The organism is Syntrophotaleaceae bacterium, from assembly GCA_041390365.1.
GTDB lineage: Bacteria > Desulfobacterota > Desulfuromonadia > Desulfuromonadales > Syntrophotaleaceae > JAWKQB01.
Window position 1 is genome coordinate 367,850 of sequence record JAWKQB010000002.1, and the last position, 15,483, is coordinate 383,332.

The 15,483-nt window shown below is 56.9% G+C and carries 19 protein-coding genes; 7 read left to right on the forward strand and 12 right to left on the reverse strand.

Features of this window, described 5'->3' with window-relative positions; genetic code table 11:
* Nucleotides 1-26 precede the first annotated feature (26 nt).
* Entirely contained in the window at nt 27-674 is a 648-nt protein-coding gene (locus R2940_08990) for an HAD family phosphatase (protein ID MEZ4599912.1), read from the reverse strand.
* A gap of 220 nt (nt 675-894) precedes the next feature.
* Nucleotides 895-1,008, reverse strand: coding sequence for a desulfoferrodoxin FeS4 iron-binding domain-containing protein (locus R2940_08995; GenBank protein ID MEZ4599913.1), 114 nt, complete (start codon nt 1,006-1,008; stop codon nt 895-897).
* A gap of 181 nt (nt 1,009-1,189) precedes the next feature.
* On the opposite strand from R2940_08995, the gene R2940_09000 reads away from it, so the two are divergent.
* Nucleotides 1,190-1,984 (forward strand): AsmA family protein, encoded by a 795-nt coding sequence (locus tag R2940_09000; GenBank protein ID MEZ4599914.1) that lies wholly within the window; start codon nt 1,190-1,192, stop codon nt 1,982-1,984.
* A gap of 102 nt (nt 1,985-2,086) precedes the next feature.
* On the opposite strand, the gene R2940_09005 is transcribed toward R2940_09000, so the two are convergent.
* On the reverse strand, nt 2,087-2,488 hold the full coding sequence (locus tag R2940_09005) for a hypothetical protein (GenBank protein ID MEZ4599915.1): 402 nt from the start codon (nt 2,486-2,488) through the stop codon (nt 2,087-2,089).
* Nucleotides 2,489-2,540: 52 nt separating this feature from the next.
* Nucleotides 2,541-3,038 carry a DUF1847 domain-containing protein gene (locus R2940_09010; GenBank protein ID MEZ4599916.1) on the reverse strand — a complete coding sequence of 166 codons (498 nt, stop codon included), beginning with the start codon at nt 3,036-3,038 and terminating at the stop codon, nt 2,541-2,543.
* A gap of 288 nt (nt 3,039-3,326) precedes the next feature.
* Here R2940_09010 and R2940_09015 point away from each other — a divergent pair, with 288 nt between their 5' ends.
* Nucleotides 3,327-4,382 carry a DUF2235 domain-containing protein gene (locus R2940_09015; GenBank protein ID MEZ4599917.1) on the forward strand — a complete coding sequence of 352 codons (1,056 nt, stop codon included), beginning with the start codon at nt 3,327-3,329 and terminating at the stop codon, nt 4,380-4,382.
* A gap of 63 nt (nt 4,383-4,445) precedes the next feature.
* Here R2940_09015 and R2940_09020 read toward each other — a convergent pair whose 3' ends face one another.
* The 4 genes from R2940_09020 to R2940_09035 all read right to left on the reverse strand — a co-directional run bounded on the left by R2940_09020 (nt 4,446) and on the right by R2940_09035 (nt 7,706).
* Entirely contained in the window at nt 4,446-5,075 is a 630-nt protein-coding gene (locus tag R2940_09020; protein MEZ4599918.1) for a hypothetical protein, read from the reverse strand.
* Between the two features lie 26 nt (nt 5,076-5,101).
* On the reverse strand, nt 5,102-5,779 hold the full coding sequence (locus R2940_09025) for a methyltransferase domain-containing protein (GenBank protein ID MEZ4599919.1): 678 nt from the start codon (nt 5,777-5,779) through the stop codon (nt 5,102-5,104).
* Nucleotides 5,769-6,812: a hypothetical protein gene (locus R2940_09030; GenBank protein ID MEZ4599920.1), complete on the reverse strand. Its 1,044-nt coding sequence runs from the start codon at nt 6,810-6,812 to the stop codon at nt 5,769-5,771. Before R2940_09030 ends, R2940_09025 begins: the two co-directional genes overlap by 11 nt.
* Nucleotides 6,813-6,977: 165 nt before the next feature.
* On the reverse strand, nt 6,978-7,706 hold the full coding sequence (locus R2940_09035) for an ABC transporter substrate-binding protein (protein ID MEZ4599921.1): 729 nt from the start codon (nt 7,704-7,706) through the stop codon (nt 6,978-6,980).
* A gap of 259 nt (nt 7,707-7,965) precedes the next feature.
* On the opposite strand from R2940_09035, the gene R2940_09040 reads away from it, so the two are divergent.
* Nucleotides 7,966-8,892, forward strand: coding sequence for a mechanosensitive ion channel family protein (locus tag R2940_09040; GenBank protein MEZ4599922.1), 927 nt, complete (start codon nt 7,966-7,968; stop codon nt 8,890-8,892).
* Between the two features lie 74 nt (nt 8,893-8,966).
* Here R2940_09040 and R2940_09045 read toward each other — a convergent pair whose 3' ends face one another.
* Nucleotides 8,967-9,821, reverse strand: coding sequence for a mechanosensitive ion channel family protein (locus R2940_09045; protein ID MEZ4599923.1), 855 nt, complete (start codon nt 9,819-9,821; stop codon nt 8,967-8,969).
* Between the two features lie 291 nt (nt 9,822-10,112).
* On the reverse strand, nt 10,113-10,403 hold the full coding sequence (locus R2940_09050; GenBank protein ID MEZ4599924.1) for a hypothetical protein: 291 nt from the start codon (nt 10,401-10,403) through the stop codon (nt 10,113-10,115).
* Between the two features lie 140 nt (nt 10,404-10,543).
* On the opposite strand from R2940_09050, the gene R2940_09055 reads away from it, so the two are divergent.
* The 4 genes from R2940_09055 to glgX are packed head-to-tail and all read left to right on the forward strand — an operon-like array spanning nt 10,544 to nt 13,419.
* Nucleotides 10,544-10,714, forward strand: a complete 171-nt coding sequence (locus R2940_09055) for a hypothetical protein (protein MEZ4599925.1) — start codon at nt 10,544-10,546, stop codon at nt 10,712-10,714.
* Nucleotides 10,715-10,744: 30 nt separating this feature from the next.
* On the forward strand, nt 10,745-10,873 hold the full coding sequence (locus R2940_09060) for a DUF3096 domain-containing protein (protein ID MEZ4599926.1): 129 nt from the start codon (nt 10,745-10,747) through the stop codon (nt 10,871-10,873).
* A 27-nt stretch (nt 10,874-10,900) separates the two neighbouring features.
* Complete coding sequence (locus tag R2940_09065; protein ID MEZ4599927.1) at nt 10,901-11,284, forward strand: DUF488 family protein; 384 nt, start codon at nt 10,901-10,903, stop codon at nt 11,282-11,284.
* On the forward strand, nt 11,281-13,419 hold the full coding sequence (glgX, locus tag R2940_09070) for a glycogen debranching protein GlgX (GenBank protein ID MEZ4599928.1): 2,139 nt from the start codon (nt 11,281-11,283) through the stop codon (nt 13,417-13,419). Before R2940_09065 ends, glgX begins: the two co-directional genes overlap by 4 nt.
* Before the next feature lie 5 nt (nt 13,420-13,424).
* Here the strand turns inward: glgX and R2940_09075 are convergent, their stop codons facing one another.
* Complete coding sequence (locus R2940_09075) at nt 13,425-14,081, reverse strand: hypothetical protein (GenBank protein ID MEZ4599929.1); 657 nt, start codon at nt 14,079-14,081, stop codon at nt 13,425-13,427.
* Nucleotides 14,047-15,447: a selenium-binding protein SBP56-related protein gene (locus tag R2940_09080; protein ID MEZ4599930.1), complete on the reverse strand. Its 1,401-nt coding sequence runs from the start codon at nt 15,445-15,447 to the stop codon at nt 14,047-14,049. Before R2940_09080 ends, R2940_09075 begins: the two co-directional genes overlap by 35 nt.
* Nucleotides 15,448-15,483 lie beyond the last annotated feature (36 nt).

The following is a 15,483-nucleotide window of genomic DNA, read 5'->3' on the forward strand; positions in this document are numbered from 1 at the left end:
CGAAATCGAATTTTTTTTCCTCCACCTCATAAGTCCTCCTGCAGAAGGAAATCTCTGACCTGGCTGAGATCTGGAAAAACCCGGTAGGCGCCGGTAAATTTGTCGCCGGGAGCTAGCCGGCTGGGGATGACGATACAGCGCAGTCCTGCCTCCAGAGCTGCCTGCAGACCCCTTCGGGTGTCCTCGATCACCAGGCACTCCTCCGGAAGCAGGCCGCTCAGGGCCAGAGCCTTCAGATAAGGTTCCGGACTGGGCTTGCTGCAGACATAGTCCTCACGGGTCAGAATGAAATCGAAGTAGGAAAGCAACCCGTTGTTCTGATGAATGAGGTCGAAATGGTCTTTTCTCGAACTGGTCACGATACCCATGCTGACGCGGCCGTGCAGGGAGGCGAGAGTCTCCGTCACCCCTGCGATCGGTTCGGCGCCGTTTTGCAGCAACTCCGAATATCTGCGGTTTTTGAGCAGACGCAGTTCCTCGATCTTTTCTCTGGGGTGACCGTTTCGTTCGGCAAGCATCAGCGGACTCAGCCCCTGATCCAGGGTCAAATGGGCAAAATCGTCCAGGGAGAGCGGGATACCGACCTGTTCCAAGGCCTCCCGGCTGGCTTGATAATAGAGGTGTTCCGTATCGACCAGAATTCCGTCGTTATCCCAGAAAATCGCTTTGAGCATAGGCCTTTTGTCAAGGAACGGGCAAAGGGTGGACAGGCAGAGATGATAGAAACTGTCCTCAAGTATGCCATAACGGAAGGCTGGAAAAAAGGGCGGAATGCCATTCTTCATGAATCTGGGGGAGCCGGCACGGGCTCCCCCACGGTTGTGGGTAGGACCTACACTGGAGCATGATCTCGCAGCCATCCGGAAAACCGCATGGGTTCATGGTCGTTTCGGCTTATTCCTTCTTCATGGGTTCGCCGCAGCAGACCAGTTCGCCCGCCCCGCCCTGTTTGACTTCAACGACCTGGCCACAGATGTCACAGCGGTAAACTTCTCCTTTTTGGCCCATAAATTTCTCCTTTCGTTTTGGATGCAAGGCCCTCGATATAGGGCTTTAATACGGTAACATAAAGACGATCTTCTTCAAGGAGGATGCCTATGGGAGGGAAGCCGGGGGATGAGAATAATTTTCATATCCCTTATAATGAAGACTGAAACAGCCAATCGACGCTTTTTGAAAGGAGTGGAGGATGAAAAAGCTTTTTATTGCTATCGGCGTGATGGTCATTCTTTTGGTGGGTATTCTCATTTTCGGCGTTTCAAAGATAGGACCGATCATCAAGCAGGCGGTGAATACCCGAGGGCCGCAGATAACCGGTACTGAGCTCAAGCTCGGCGATGTGGACATCGCTTTTTTTAGCGGGCAGCTGGAATTGCAGAATTTTCTCCTCGGCAATCCTCAAGGGTTCGCTGCTCCGTATGCCATGACCGTCGAATCGATCAAAGTCGATCTAGATGAAAAGACGGTTACGGAAGAGACGGTGGTGATCGACTTGATCGCGGTGCAAAAGCCTGAGATATTTTACGAAAAAAAAGCTAAAAGCGATAATTTTCAAGCCATTCTCAAGCATGTGAAAAAGACTGTCGGAAAAGGAGGGGCCGAACCTGCGGCCGAAGAGAAGTCCGGGAAAAAGCTGCTGATCCGAGAGTTTGTCGTGCAAGGGGGGCAGGTTAATCTGGCCGTGCCCGGTCTCAATGAAAAAATCACGGCGGGCCTGCCCGAAATTCGGCTGGTGAATATCGGCGGCGAACAACAGGGGGTGGTCCCGGCGGAAGCCGCAAGACAGATCGTTGCCGCTCTGTACGAAAAAGTTCTTTCCGCCCCGGTGCGTCAGGAACTTGATCAACAGTTGCAGAATCTGGGTGGGGAAGCCCTGAAGTTGAAGGATCGGGCGGCACAAGACCTGGAAAGATCGGCCCGGGAAAAAATGGGAGAAGGGGTCGAGGGGGCGAGTGAAAAACTGAAAGGACTTTTCGGGCAGTAGGTCTCCCCGAACGCCCTGCTCATAAGGTCAGTATTTTTTTCGGGTTTCTCTCAATGAACAGGGTACACAACCTCGTTGTGTTATCGTAATGAGGGAATGTGGTCATCGTTCAGAGCCGGAATTTTCCGGCAGCTCGAACTGTGTGATTTCTCCCGAAAACCATTGGTCCCTGGGAGAATAGCAGCGGTAGGTGATCGAATCTGCCCGAAGGATACCTCGTTGGTTCTCCGGATCGTACTTTGCCCGGATTCGCCCCTCGATGAAAACTGACTCGGCGGCAAAACTGAACTGTCGAAAATTTTCCCGATCATTGAGAAAGAGGCTGCCGAAGGATTCCCCTTTCTTCAGAAATTCGATCCGGATGGCCGTTCCTTCACCGGTGATGCGCCACTGCAACTCGATGCAGCCGAATAATCGGGAGCCCTCGTTCTGGGCACCGGCAGGCAGAACCATGACCGACCCGGACAGGAGCAGCAAAACGAACGCGATGGCTGTTTTCTTCATGTCAATACTCCCCCCTCGAGGCTTCTTTCAGGTTCAAGCCCCTCATAGATTCTCATTGCAGGGCCGCCAGGGGATTGTGCTGGTGAACCCGGTCCTTCACCACGAGAGTGGTGCAAGGGGCGGCGCTATGTTTGGAGAAAAGCAGATCGTGGCCCACACAGAGCCCCAGAGCGATGTTCAGTTCGGTGCCTGCCGCAGCCAGCACCCTGGCCTGGCCCACCGGATTACAGGCAGTTCCACGGGCGCCTTCGATCAATGCTTCGGCTGGAATCCGGCACAGTTTGCAATCGACCCGCTTGATTTCGAACTCCCCTTGCAGTCTCTGCTCGAGGGTTAGGGCAGCCCCGGTCAGGGCAACGCAATGGGCGATGCCGATCCGGCATATGCCGGCGGCGCGCGCGAAGCGCATCAGTTCCTCAACCCGGTCGGCTCCCCTTTTTTTGGCCGCCTCGGCAAGCCGCATGAGCCGTCGGTCGTCTTCGTTGTAAAACTCAATGCAATCGGCCGGGTTGTCATCCGTGCGGTTGAGGGCTTCCGTGACTAAATCCATTTTTGTTCCTGCTTTCTCCGGTGTGGCAAAGGCGGCAGACCCGATACAGAAAGCAAAGAGTGCATGGCAAATCAAAAAGCGCCATGCACCCAAGCAGTTGTGATTTTTTGCGCGCCGTCAAGATTGCCAATTTTTTCAGGAAGATGTCAAGTCCAACCTGCATTGGGCCCGGGTGAGATCAAAGCCGACCCTCTTGACCGATTCTAATAAGTTGACTAGATTTATGGCGTTTAAGGGGAAATTTTCCAAGTTTTTTGCGCTCACCTATTCAATGTCAGGAGGTTGGTCATGCCAAAGAAAATCGTCATCTCCTTCGATGGGACCTGGAACACTCCGGATACGGGCAAGGACGTCGACGGCGACAGCAGCACCAACGTTTGGAAACTTCATGATGCCGTTCATCCTGTCGATGATGCCGGCATTGAGCAGCGAAAATGGTATGAAGAGGGGGTCGGAACGAAGTGGTACAACAAAATCCGCGGAGGAGCCTTCGGGGTCGGTCTTTCCGAAAAGATTCAGCTGGGTTACAAGCATTTGGCAAGAACTTACGAGGAAGGAGACCAGATCTACATCTTCGGTTTCAGCCGGGGCGCCTACTCGGCACGGAGCCTGGTCGGCCTGATTCGCAATGCCGGGCTGCTGAGGAAGGAACATATTCGACGGGTTGCCGCAGCCTACTCCCTCTATCGCACCCGGGACGAGGGTGCGGATTCGGAAAATGCGCAGTTTTTTCGCAGGAGCTTTTCGCGGGAGGTCAATATCCATTTTCTGGGGGTCTGGGATACCGTGGGGGCTCTCGGCATTCCGGTGGAATCCTTCGACTGGTTCAACAAGGCCTACTATCAGTTCCACGACACGGTGCTCAGCGGTATCGTGAAGAACGCCTATCATGCCGTTGCCGTCGACGAGCATCGAAAGAGCTATGAGTGCACTCTGTGGGATCCCCGGGAAAAACCGAATCAGACCGTAGAGCAGATCTGGTTTTCGGGGGCCCATGCCAATGTTGGCGGCGGATACGCCGACAACAGACTCTCCGACATTTCTCTGGCGTGGATGGCGGGGAAAGCCCGCAAGTGCGGCCTCGCCCTGGATGAAACCAAAATTTCCCCGGTCCCGGCCGAATTGCCGCCAGTGACCGATTCCTACCGCCAATTCCTCGGCGGCGCCTACTGCAAGTTCGAACCGAGATTCTACCGCACCCTGGGCGCCACACCCTACGGCCAGGAGCAGGTCGACGAGACGGTCATCCGACGTGCCCGGCTCGATCCCAACTACCGTCCCAAGAACCATGTTCTGAACAACCTGGTCGGGTCCGACCAGCCGGTTGGCAGGATACGGGGGTGAAGAAATGTTGAAATCCCGATACGAACCCCATAGGGAATGTCAATTAGCGAGTCCAGGGTCGGGTCAACGGTACTGGATCAGCCATTCGGTGGAGGGCAGCATCAGTCTGACTTCTCGGAACGATTTACCGAGATCCCCCTCGGTTTCGGCCTCCTCACCCCGACAGACAATGCGGTAGGCCTGGGCCTGGTCCAGTCCGGTGGCTGCCAGAAAAGCTTCGGTTCTCACCATGAGGGAGACGACTCCTGTCAGCCGTCCCTGCTGGAGGATCGGATGGCGCATGGCGATCAGCCGCGGCTGTAAAATGGTGCCATGGCCCGGCTCGCTCAGTTGGGGTGCCGGTTTTTTCCGCATCTGATCCCAGAAATAGTCCAGTTGTTCGACCTTTTTCAGGTCATAGCCCACGGCCAGAAAATTGCGTTTTTTATAAACCTGGCGGATGACGAAATCATTGTCGATCAGAGTGCTGCCATAGAACCCTTCGATATCCTCGACCAGAGGTTTCATGACCGAGCGAAAGCTTTCAGTTGTGGGGTTTTGCGCGGCCGCTGTTTCAAGTTTTTCGAACATGCCGGCAAAATAGGATTGCACGGCTGCCGCAAGCTGGGCTTCCTCGGGAGCTGCCTTGGCGGGAGTGGCGACCAGGAGGCCGAAAAACGCCAGAACCAATAGCAATCCACCAAATTTTTTCACGGCTGATCCTCCTTTTGCAATGAGACTCATTTTTTGAGTTCGAAGATGGAAATGTATCCACTGTGACGGGACACCAGGCGAACAAAGGGAAAAGGGCCCTCTTCCAGAGCCTGGCGCAGCAGACCGTCGATATTCTCACGGATTTCTTCCTGGCGAAACAGCAGGTATCCGGACCAGGCACAGATTCTTCCGAACCAGTTGTCGGGGGTGTCGACATCGACAATTACGGCGCTGCCATCCTGTTTGAGAACGCGATACATCTCCGTCAATGTTTTTTGTTTCAGGGCAAATTCGACATGGTGAAAAAAAAAGGTCGAGACCGCACAATCGAAGGTTTCGTTTTCAAACGGCAACTCTTCAGCCAGGGCGGCTTCGAAGTTCAGATTGGGGAGAGCGGCCCCCTTGCGGCGCGCAACCCTGATCATTTCCGTAGCGGCATCCACTCCGATGACCCTGGAATGTTCCTTGTCATTCAGTGCTGAGGCAATCTCCCTGCTCAGGGTGCCGGTGCCGCAGCCGATGTCCAGAACCTTTTCCGTACCGTTGAGGCTAAGCAGATCGATGGCCCGTTTCCGATAGCCCCGTTCGAGGCCGAAGGTCATGAGGGGAGCCAGCAGGTCATAGACCGGAGCCGCGTGGTCAAGAGTTCTGCCCGTTGTCCGGGCAGCGGGATCGTCATGAGGGTGTTCCGTTTCAGCAGGCATATTGCAGATCTTCCAGGTCGAGAAGAGTCAGCATCGAGGCAGCCATGTCATTTTTGGACAATTTGCGGATTCCCAACCCCAGATCCTCAAGGGACTTCAGGCTCCCTCTCAGGAGTTGCAGGGCCAGTCTCAGTGTAGGGCAGGCGGCCTGGGGAACCTCGTGGTAAAGCCGGTCATTCGGCTGCAAAAGCCTCTCCTGCCACTGAATCAATACAGGGTTTTTTTCCCGAGCCAGGATGGACAGCACATAATTGTGTCTTTTTTCCAGATAATCCTTGGCCAGATCCCGCAGATCGTCGAGCAGCTGACAGCCGAGGCCGAAATCGAGCAAGGCCTTTTTCAGACCGGCCACGCGATCCTGATCCAGTTGATCTTCGATGAGATCGGGACCGAGAAAGGGAATGTTGAATAGAATACCGGTTTTCAGAACGTGGATGGTCGAGAGGACATATTCGGGATCAGGACGCTCGACGATACCTCCTTCTTCCGATGCCTCCTGTGCGGCGCTGGGAAGCAGAACCTGCAAGGATCGGTCTGAAAGCAGGCGGGACTGAACGGAATCGATTGTGCCGGCAGCGACCGCATCGTCAAGCAGATGCTTCATGACCCGGTCGGCGGCCATAATCGCTATGACCTGCCGCATGATGGTGGACTGTCCGGCCATTTCCAGGGGAACCACCACCTTGTCTTCCTTGTCGAGAAGATTGTCGGCGCTGGTGACCCAGATGCGGAACAGATGATTCAGTTTTCCGTAGAGGAGACGCCGCTGCAAAGGGATGTCGAGAAGCAGGTAGCTGGCATGAAAAAGGGTTGAAAAGACATTTTTCCGGACGCTGAAAAAATGGTTGGGAATATCCGCCAGGGAAACCCGGTATTCCACTGGAGTATATTCGGGGGTTTGCAGGATCTGGTCAAGAAGCTGATAAACGTCCCTGATGCAAATTTTCTGCTCATCGAAGGAGCTCTTAAGGATGCGGCCGGTCTCCCAGAGTTCAACCCAGTTTTTGACGGTTTTCCTGGCAGGAATCACCATAAATATACTTTCCGGCCGGTCTCGAATCTCATTAAACCCGACCTCCTGGATAAATATTACAAAAAAAGTAATAAATTGTAAAGGGGGAATTCCGGACATTCCTGAGCCGAAGGGTGGCAGGATTAGCGGATGCAAGGGAATGAAGGTGAGTTGAACTGCCCCTGTTCAGGATTTCGGCGAGCCGTCATCTTTCACGGGCAGGTAGCCGGCGTCTGCGCTGCGACTCAAGTCGGGCGGCCGATCGATGATTCCCTGCCTGCTGAGGTCCTTTGCCCTGGCTTCCAGGCCGGCCAGCACCGCAGCGTCCAGGCGCAGGCGGAACTCGTGCCGTTTCATCGAATTCTGCAGGGGAACTGGTTCCAGGCCGGTGGCTTCGCCCAGGATCGTCGCGGATTCCTCCGAATTACCCCGCATGAAATCCTCGGCCCTGCCCAAGGTAGCCAGCAGGTTTCGCACCATGTCCGGACGCTGCCGCAACAGATTGTCGCTGGCCAGGATGAGCAGGGGAGAAGACTCTTCCCGGCCTCCGGGCCGGCTGACGGCATGGCTGGCGATGATCTTCAGGGGCAGTTCCCGGGACAGGGCGATGAGCGCCGTGGATTCATCCACGGCGGCCATATCGGCCTTGCCGGAAAATAGGGCTTCGGCTGAAGACCCGTTTTGGGGATTGACTGCGGCAACTGGAACCCCGGCCGCCTGGAAAAAGTTCTTTTCCATGGCGATGATGAAAAGGGCGTCGTCGATCTGGTTCTCGAAAGCCATCCGGATGGGATTGGGGGCGGCGCCAGCGCTTGGCGGGGTTTCTTGATGCATGAGACTGCCGGCCACGAATGCGGCGGCGAGTATGGCACCGGTCAGCACCATGACTGCCTGGTGGACAGGATTACGGAACATATGTTTCCTCCCTGGACGTTGCCCGGCTTTCCGGGTCGGACAACAGGATCGCTGATCGCTTCTGTCGATGAGTGGTACGACCAGGGGGCCGTTGAGGCCGTTTCGCACTTTTTACACTATAACGGCAAAAGTGCCTTTTGGCATCGGGTCGACAGGGACCGAAGGGAGGCTTGACGATTACGCCGTCAATTGGCAAACTGCACGCTCGTCGAAATTTTTTCGCAGTTCCCGTTTGGGGGGTACAAGGAGGAAGAAGAGCATGGAATTGTTGAACCAGTTTCTGGTGACCATCAGTTGGCAAACTCTGATCTTTACAACCGTCCGCATTCTGATCATTGTGGCCCTCGGCTGGATTGGCGGAATGGTGCTGGAGCGGGTGCTGCGGAAACTCGAGCAGCGCTGGATCCGAAAAGGACAGGCGGAAGGGGAGCCTCCGAGCGAGTCGGTCAAGCGGGCTGAAACCCTGGTTCGACTGATCCGCCAGGCCGTATATCTGGTCATCTGGGCGGTTGTTCTGCTGGTGGTGTTGAAGGAGGTCGGGGTTGAGATCGGACCGATCCTGGCCGGCGCCGGGATCGTCGGCCTGGCGGTCGGCTTTGGCGCCCAGAACCTGGTACGGGACGTCATCTCCGGTTTTTTCATGATTCTCGAAAACCAGGTGCGGGTCGGCGATGTGGCCATCATCAACGGCACCGGAGGGTTGGTGGAGCAGGTCAATTTCCGCACCCTGGTGCTTAGAGACCAGAGGGGTGTGGTGCACGTTTTTCCCAACGGCACCATCACCACTTTGAGCAACATGACCCAGGAATGGTCCGCTTACGTCTTCGATATCGGGGTAGCTTACAAGGAAAACACCGACCGGGTGGTTGAGGTGATGAAGGCCGTACTCGAAAAAATGCAGGCAGACGAGACCTACGGTCCGCTGATCCTGGAGACACCGGAAATCATGGGTGTGGACCAGTTTGCCGATTCGGCGGTGGTGATCAGGGGGCGGATCAAGACCCTGCCGATCCGCCAGTGGATGGTCGGGCGGGAGTTTCTGCGGCGGCTGAAAATGGCCTTCGATGAAGAGGGGATCGAAATCCCGTTTCCCCACCAGACGGTCTATTTCGGCGAGGCCAGCAAACCCTTCGATCTGCGCCTGCTGGAAAAGCAGCAGGAAAAGGACGCGTCAAAAGACGCTTAGAAACAGGTCAGATAAGGAAAAAAGCCGCGGGTGCCCACCCGCGGCTTTTTTTGTCCGAAAAGGTCGGACAGAACTCAGGAGGCTTTTTCGGCCACCACCTCCAGGGGCGTCAGGCTGAAGGTTTCGAAAGGCATCTCCACACCGGCCGATCGCAGCCCCTCGAACAGTTTTTCTCTCAATTCATACCGCATGGGGATATGCATCTTTTCGTCGCCGATCCAGACCAGGAAGCGGACGGTGACGTTGAAGTTGCCCAATATCTCGATCACCATTTCCGGGGCGGGTTGCTGCAAATAACGGTCGTCGCCGGCGATCACCTGCTGAAAGATCCTCCGAAGACGGGCGAAATCCTCCCCGACGCCGACGCTGATATCGATTTCCAGGCGCAAAAAGGGAAAGTTGGTGTAGGAGGAGACGGTGCTGTTGATGACCTTGGTGTTGGGAATGGCCAGCATCTTGCCGTCCGGGGTGACGATCCGGGTGGAACGGAGGGTAATGTCTTCCACCCGGCCGTAAAATTCATCCAGCTCGATCAGGTCCCCCAGCACGAAAGGCCTGTCCCAGAAGATGAACAGGCCGGAAATGATGTTGGACAGGGCATCCCGGGCAGCGAAGCCGACGGTAAGACCGGCCACTCCCAGGCTGGCCAGGATCGAGGTAATATCGAAACCGAGCTCTTTGACGGCGGTCAGAAGCCCGATGGTGAGGATGATCGTTTTCGTCATCGCGCGGATGAAACTGGCCAGTGTGGGATCGAGTCTGACCCGATGGAACACTGTTTTCAGGGCCCGTTCCAGAATCATCCAAAGGGTCAGAAAAACTGTGAAAATAATCAGGGCGGTGGCGATATCGGGAAGGATGTCCCGCAAAAATCGGGCGATGGTCTGCGGTCCAAATCCTTCCATCAGGTTTTGCCAGATCTCTTTCATGTCGGTCTGCCTCCCATGTCTGCAATCGGTCATTTCCGCAAAAGTCTCCTTCTGAATTCTAAAGCATGACCCTTCATTATGGAAAATCCTATCGTCCAAGTCCCTGTTTCCCAACCGTCCACGGGGCACGATAGCCTCACCGCCTGATCCCGAGCGGTTGGATCAATGACAGGGTGCTTTTCTTTAATTTTCAACGAGCCGGTTAATGTTTCGGCACAGGTCCAAAAGTTCATCCAAATGAAGGAACTCGGGCTTTTGCTCACGGCGCCGGTCGCACGGGAGCCAAGGTTCTCAGACAACTGAAAAAATCCGGCGGTCACGATCATTGTTGCCGATCCCCGGCCCCAGCATTACGTGGTGGAGCAGGGGATCATCGAAAAAGTCGACATCCACGAAGTCCTGACCCCTCTGACCCTCGAGACGATCATGGCGCAGGCGCAGCCGGATCTTGTCGTGCTGGCCATGTCGACGGGGGACATGGGACTGGGCAAGGCGCCGGGCACCGATATCCTCGCCGAGGCCTTGAAGGATGAAATCTCCTTTCTGAGCAGGGTACCGGTCATCGAGGTTAAGGTAGCTCATCCTGACCAACCTCCCGATTCAAATGCCCCCGGCTCTCCGCGACTTGAATGCCGGGTGGAACCCGCTATAAGTGAAGGTAAGCACTCGAAGTCGGCAGTGCGGACAGATCCGTTTCCTATCCAGAAACCGGGGAGGTCGAGATGAAAATGTTTAAGAGAATTTTGATCGGTCTTTTTTTCGGCTTGATGATGATCAACCTGGGAGCCTGTGAAAACGAAGGGGTCGGAGAAAGGGTGGGGGAAGAGGTGGATGAGGGCGTCGAAGAAACCCAAGAGGCCGTCGAGGAAGCCCAGGAAGAGATTGAGAGGTAATTGGAACCCGCAAGCTGAGTAAGGAGGCCCATGAACTGGGAACTGCAGCCCATTATCGCCATTCTGGCGGGGATCCTGATTCTCGTGGTGCCCCGATTGCTGAATTACATCGTGGCTTTTTACCTGATACTGATCGGCATCGTCGGCCTTTTGTATTGAAACAGGTGGAAACGGCGAGGTTGGATCATGGATATCCGGTTGCGCAGGGCGAATGAAGAGCCGTCCCGGGATGACGGGTTCAGGGTGCTGGTCGACCGTCTCTGGCCCCGAGGGGTCCGCAGGGAAGACCTGGAGTTGGATGAATGGCTCAAGGACGTTGCGCCGAGCGCCGAGCTGCGCCGCTGGTTTCAGCACGATCCGGAAAAATGGTTGGAATTCAAGCGCCGCTATGTGGCCGAACTGGCCAGTCGCCCGGAAGCCGGCAATGCATTTCAGGAACTGAAGCAGAAGGGGCGCCAGGGGAGGGTGACCCTGGTCTTCGGCTCCCGTGAAATCCGGTACAACAATGCCGCGGCACTCAAGGAACTGCTGGAGGATCACGCCGCCGTTGGACAAGAGGGGGATCGATGAAAATCTGGCCCGGCAACCCCTATCCTCTCGGGGCTACCTATGACGGGTACGGGACCAATTTTTCCCTGTTTTCGGAAGTGGCCGAGCAGGTGGAGCTGTGCCTTTACGGACGGGAAGGCAAGGAGACCCGGATCGAGCTGACCGAGGTGACCGGCTACTGCTGGCATGCCTACCTGCCGGAGGTCAGGCCGGGGCAGCGTTACGGCTACCGGGTGACGGGACCGTGGGATCCCGCTCGCGGACATCGTTGCAATCCGGCCAAACTCCTTCTGGATCCCTACGCCAAAGCGATCGACGGCCAGGTGAAATGGAACGAGGCCGTGTTCCCCTATCAGTTCGGCAAGGATTTCAACATGCCCGATCTGCGGGACAGCTCGCCCTATATGCCCCGCTGTCTGGTTCACCAGCCCCATTTCGACTGGGGTGGAGACCGCAGCCTGAGGCGCCCCTGGCACGAAACCGTCATCTATGAAACCCATGTGAAGGGGTTTACCGCCCTTCAGTCCGATATTCCCGAAAACCTGCGCGGCACCTACACCGGGCTGGCCCACCCGGTGACGATAAAGTATTTAAAATCTCTGGGGGTCACCGCCGTGGAGCTGATGCCCGTTCATCAGTTCATCCACGACAAGCGCCTGCATGACATGAACCTTCGCAACTACTGGGGCTACAACTCCATCGGCTTTTTCGCCCCCCATAACGAATATGCCGCCGACGGGCGCATCGGCGGGCAGGTGGCGGAGTTCAAGCAGATGGTCAAAACCCTGCACCAGGCCGGGATCGAGGTGATCCTCGACGTGGTTTACAACCACACCGCCGAGGGCAACCATCTGGGCCCGATGCTCTCCTTCCGGGGCATCGACAACGCCTACTACTATCGTCTGGAAAAGGATCCCGCCTATTATCTGGACTATACGGGCACGGGCAACAGTCTGCACATGCGCCATCCCCATGTCCTGCAGATGATCATGGATTCCCTTCGCTACTGGATCGAGGAGATGCATGTCGACGGTTTCCGCTTCGATCTGGCGGCGGCACTCGCCCGCGAGCTGCACGACGTCGACCGGCTGTCGGCCTTCTTCGACATTATCCAGCAGGACCCGACCATCAGCCAGGTCAAGCTGATCGCCGAACCCTGGGATGTCGGCGAAGGCGGCTACCAGGTCGGCAATTTTCCTCCCGTCTGGTCGGAATGGAACGGCAAGTACCGCGACTGCGTGCGGGATTTCTGGCGGGGCCGGGACGAGACGCTGGGGGAGCTGGGTTACCGGCTCACCGGCAGTTCGGACCTTTACGAAAACACCTCCCGCCTGCCTTTCGCCAGCATCAATTTCATCACCGCCCATGACGGTTTTACCCTGCGGGATCTGGTGAGCTACAACCAGAAGCACAATCTGGAGAACGGGGAAGAGAACCGGGACGGAACCGACGACAACCGATCCTGGAACTGCGGCGAGGAAGGACCGACGGAGAATCCTGAGATCATCGCCCTGCGCGACCGTCAGGTCCGCAACTTTCTCACCACCCTGTTCCTGTCCCAGGGGGTGCCCATGCTGCTCGGCGGGGACGAGATCGGCAGGACCCAGCGCGGCAACAACAATGCCTACTGCCAGGACAATGAAATTGCCTGGTACGACTGGGAGAATACGGACGAGGTGCTGCTCGAATTCTGCCGCCGCCTGATCCGTTTTCGTCACGAGCACCCTGTCTTCTGCCGTCGCCGCTGGTTTCAGGGACGGGCCATCTACGGCTCTGAAATCGTGGACATCGCCTGGTTTACTCCGAAAGGGAGCCCCATGTCGCAGGAGAGCTGGGTTCACGGCTATGCCAAGTCCCTCGGTGTCTACCTCAACGGCAAGGCGATTCCCAATCCCAATCCCCTGGGTGAGCCGATTTTCGACGACAGTTTCTATCTGGTCCTGAATGCCCATCATGAACCTCTGACCTTTCACCTGCCTAAGCAGCTGATCGGCGACAACTGGATGCCGATTCTCGACACCAGTGTCGGCTGGCTCGACGAAGGCCGGCGGGGGCGGGGCAGGGGTGGTCTTCTGCCCGGTCGGGTCTTGAAGGAGGGAAGTCTTCTCAAGGTCAAATCCCGGTCGATTATCGTTCTGAAACAGCCCTGGCGATGATGTTTTCAAAAGGCTGTGATCAGGGCGATGACGCCCACAATCAGCAGGGCTGCGGCCCAGATCAGATCGAAGTTGATCCAGTTGCGGCGCAGAATGGCGAGGGAAAAACGCCTGTAGACGATCCAGGCCACCGACCCCATCACCAGCAGCATGGCCAGGGTATGGGCCACAACGGCGAGAAACAGGCCGATTCCTGGTTGCATGTGATGGGCATGAGGGCTGCGGTGGCCGAACTCCATGAAGGCGGGTGCGACCATCAGGCCGGCTCCGTGCGCCGTGGCCATGAGAAAGGACCACCAGAAAAGGTCGCGGAGGTTGACCTTCATGCCGACCCAGCGGGGATGGCGATAGTAGTTGACCAGTTTGTAGAGGCCGAAGACCAGCAGCAGATCGGCGGTAACGAGTTGCAGCACAGTGGTGGAAACCAGTTGAATCCCGGCCAGGATCAGCAGGGCCACCAGACCCACGGACAGCGCGTGCCCGGCAGCGATCGGCAGCAGGGACAGCCAGACGGCGCGCGCGCTTTTTTTCTGCAGACCCAGGGACAGGGCGAACAGCCACCCCATCCCCGGGTTGATGCCGTGAAAAGCGCCGAACCCGATCACTACCAGCCAGGGCCAGAGGAGATCAGGAGGGATAGCAGAAGGTGTCGGTGGAAGCATCGCCGCCTTCGAGCCGGATCTGATGGGAACGGGCCTCGCCAAAATGGACGAAGAAATCAGGATCGATCTGCATGCCGCCGTCCGGCTCGGCATTGACTTTGACCATCCACCCCCGTATCTTCTGCTCCGGATAGAACTGATCGTCCCATGTGCTGTAGAGCGAATTGGTGAAGTAGATCCGCCGGCCGTCGCGGCTCAGTTCGACCATCTGCGGTCCGCCCGTGACCGGTCCCTGCCAGCGGGGGTGGCCTTTGGGATCGACAATGCCGCCGATTTCGATCTGACCCGTCAGCCGGGGAGCGAAGGGGTCGGACACGTCATATTGGCGCAGTGCCCCGGTTCCCCAGCAGGAAACGTAGAGGAACCTGTCATCGAGGGAAAGGTCGATATCGGTGACCAGGGGAGGGACGGCCTTGAAGGGTTTCAGGGCCGGCGGCAGGTCTTTCTCAGCGGCCGGTACGGCGGGGATGGTGATCGTCTTTTTGGCGTTCCAGCGGCCGTCATCGGTTTTGTACCAGGTCCAGACAGAGGTGGAAAGATCGGCCGTGCTCACCACCACTCCGGCAAAACCGTAGGTTTTGGCCGGGTCATGAGCCGGTCGAAGTTCCAGCACCATCTGGTGCTCGGCGCCCAGGTCGACAGGCTGAAGGTTTTTCCGTTTGCGAAGATCCCAGAAGTGCAGCCGGTGACCATAGCGGTTCGCCAGCAGATCTTCGGCAACCAGGCCGTTTTCAAATTGACTTGGTTTGCCCCATTCACTGGTGATCATGACGTCGTCCGCCAGATGCCACCAGAAATCGTAAGCCAGCTGCTGGTCGCCGCGCTGCAGTTCCCAAGGGCCTATGACATTGAAATTGAAGTGATCCAGCAGGAAGATGCCGCCGGGACCTTTTCCATCAGGGCCGGAGCCGAGGGCGCTCACATAGATGGCATCGGGGCCGCAGTGGATGGTATGGGGGCGACTGTAGCCCGATTTGGCCAGAATCTCTTCCGGTTCGATCGTTTTGATGATCAAGGGCCGGGTTGGATCGGGTTTGGTATCGATAATGTAGATTCGCGAGCTGCGCATGCCCGGCACCACCAGGTAGCGGCGTTCCAGGTGGGGATGGGGCGCGTAGGGACAGAGGGCCGAGCTGCAGGCGTTCCAGCCGAAATGATGGAGCTCGTCCCGCACATGCGGCAATTCGAGGTTGTGAAGGAGCCGGCTGTAGGTGCTCGATGTCGGGTCCAGGTCGACCACTGCGAGGGCGTCGGGCCTGCCATTGCCATAGTTGAGAGTGGCCACATAGCCATGGCGCTCCGCTGGAGCCTCCATGGCCATCCGAGGGGAAGGGTAGAACGAAGGATCCGGTCGCCATTGTACCATGTCGTTTACCTCCTCATCCGGTTTCAATCAGAGTGG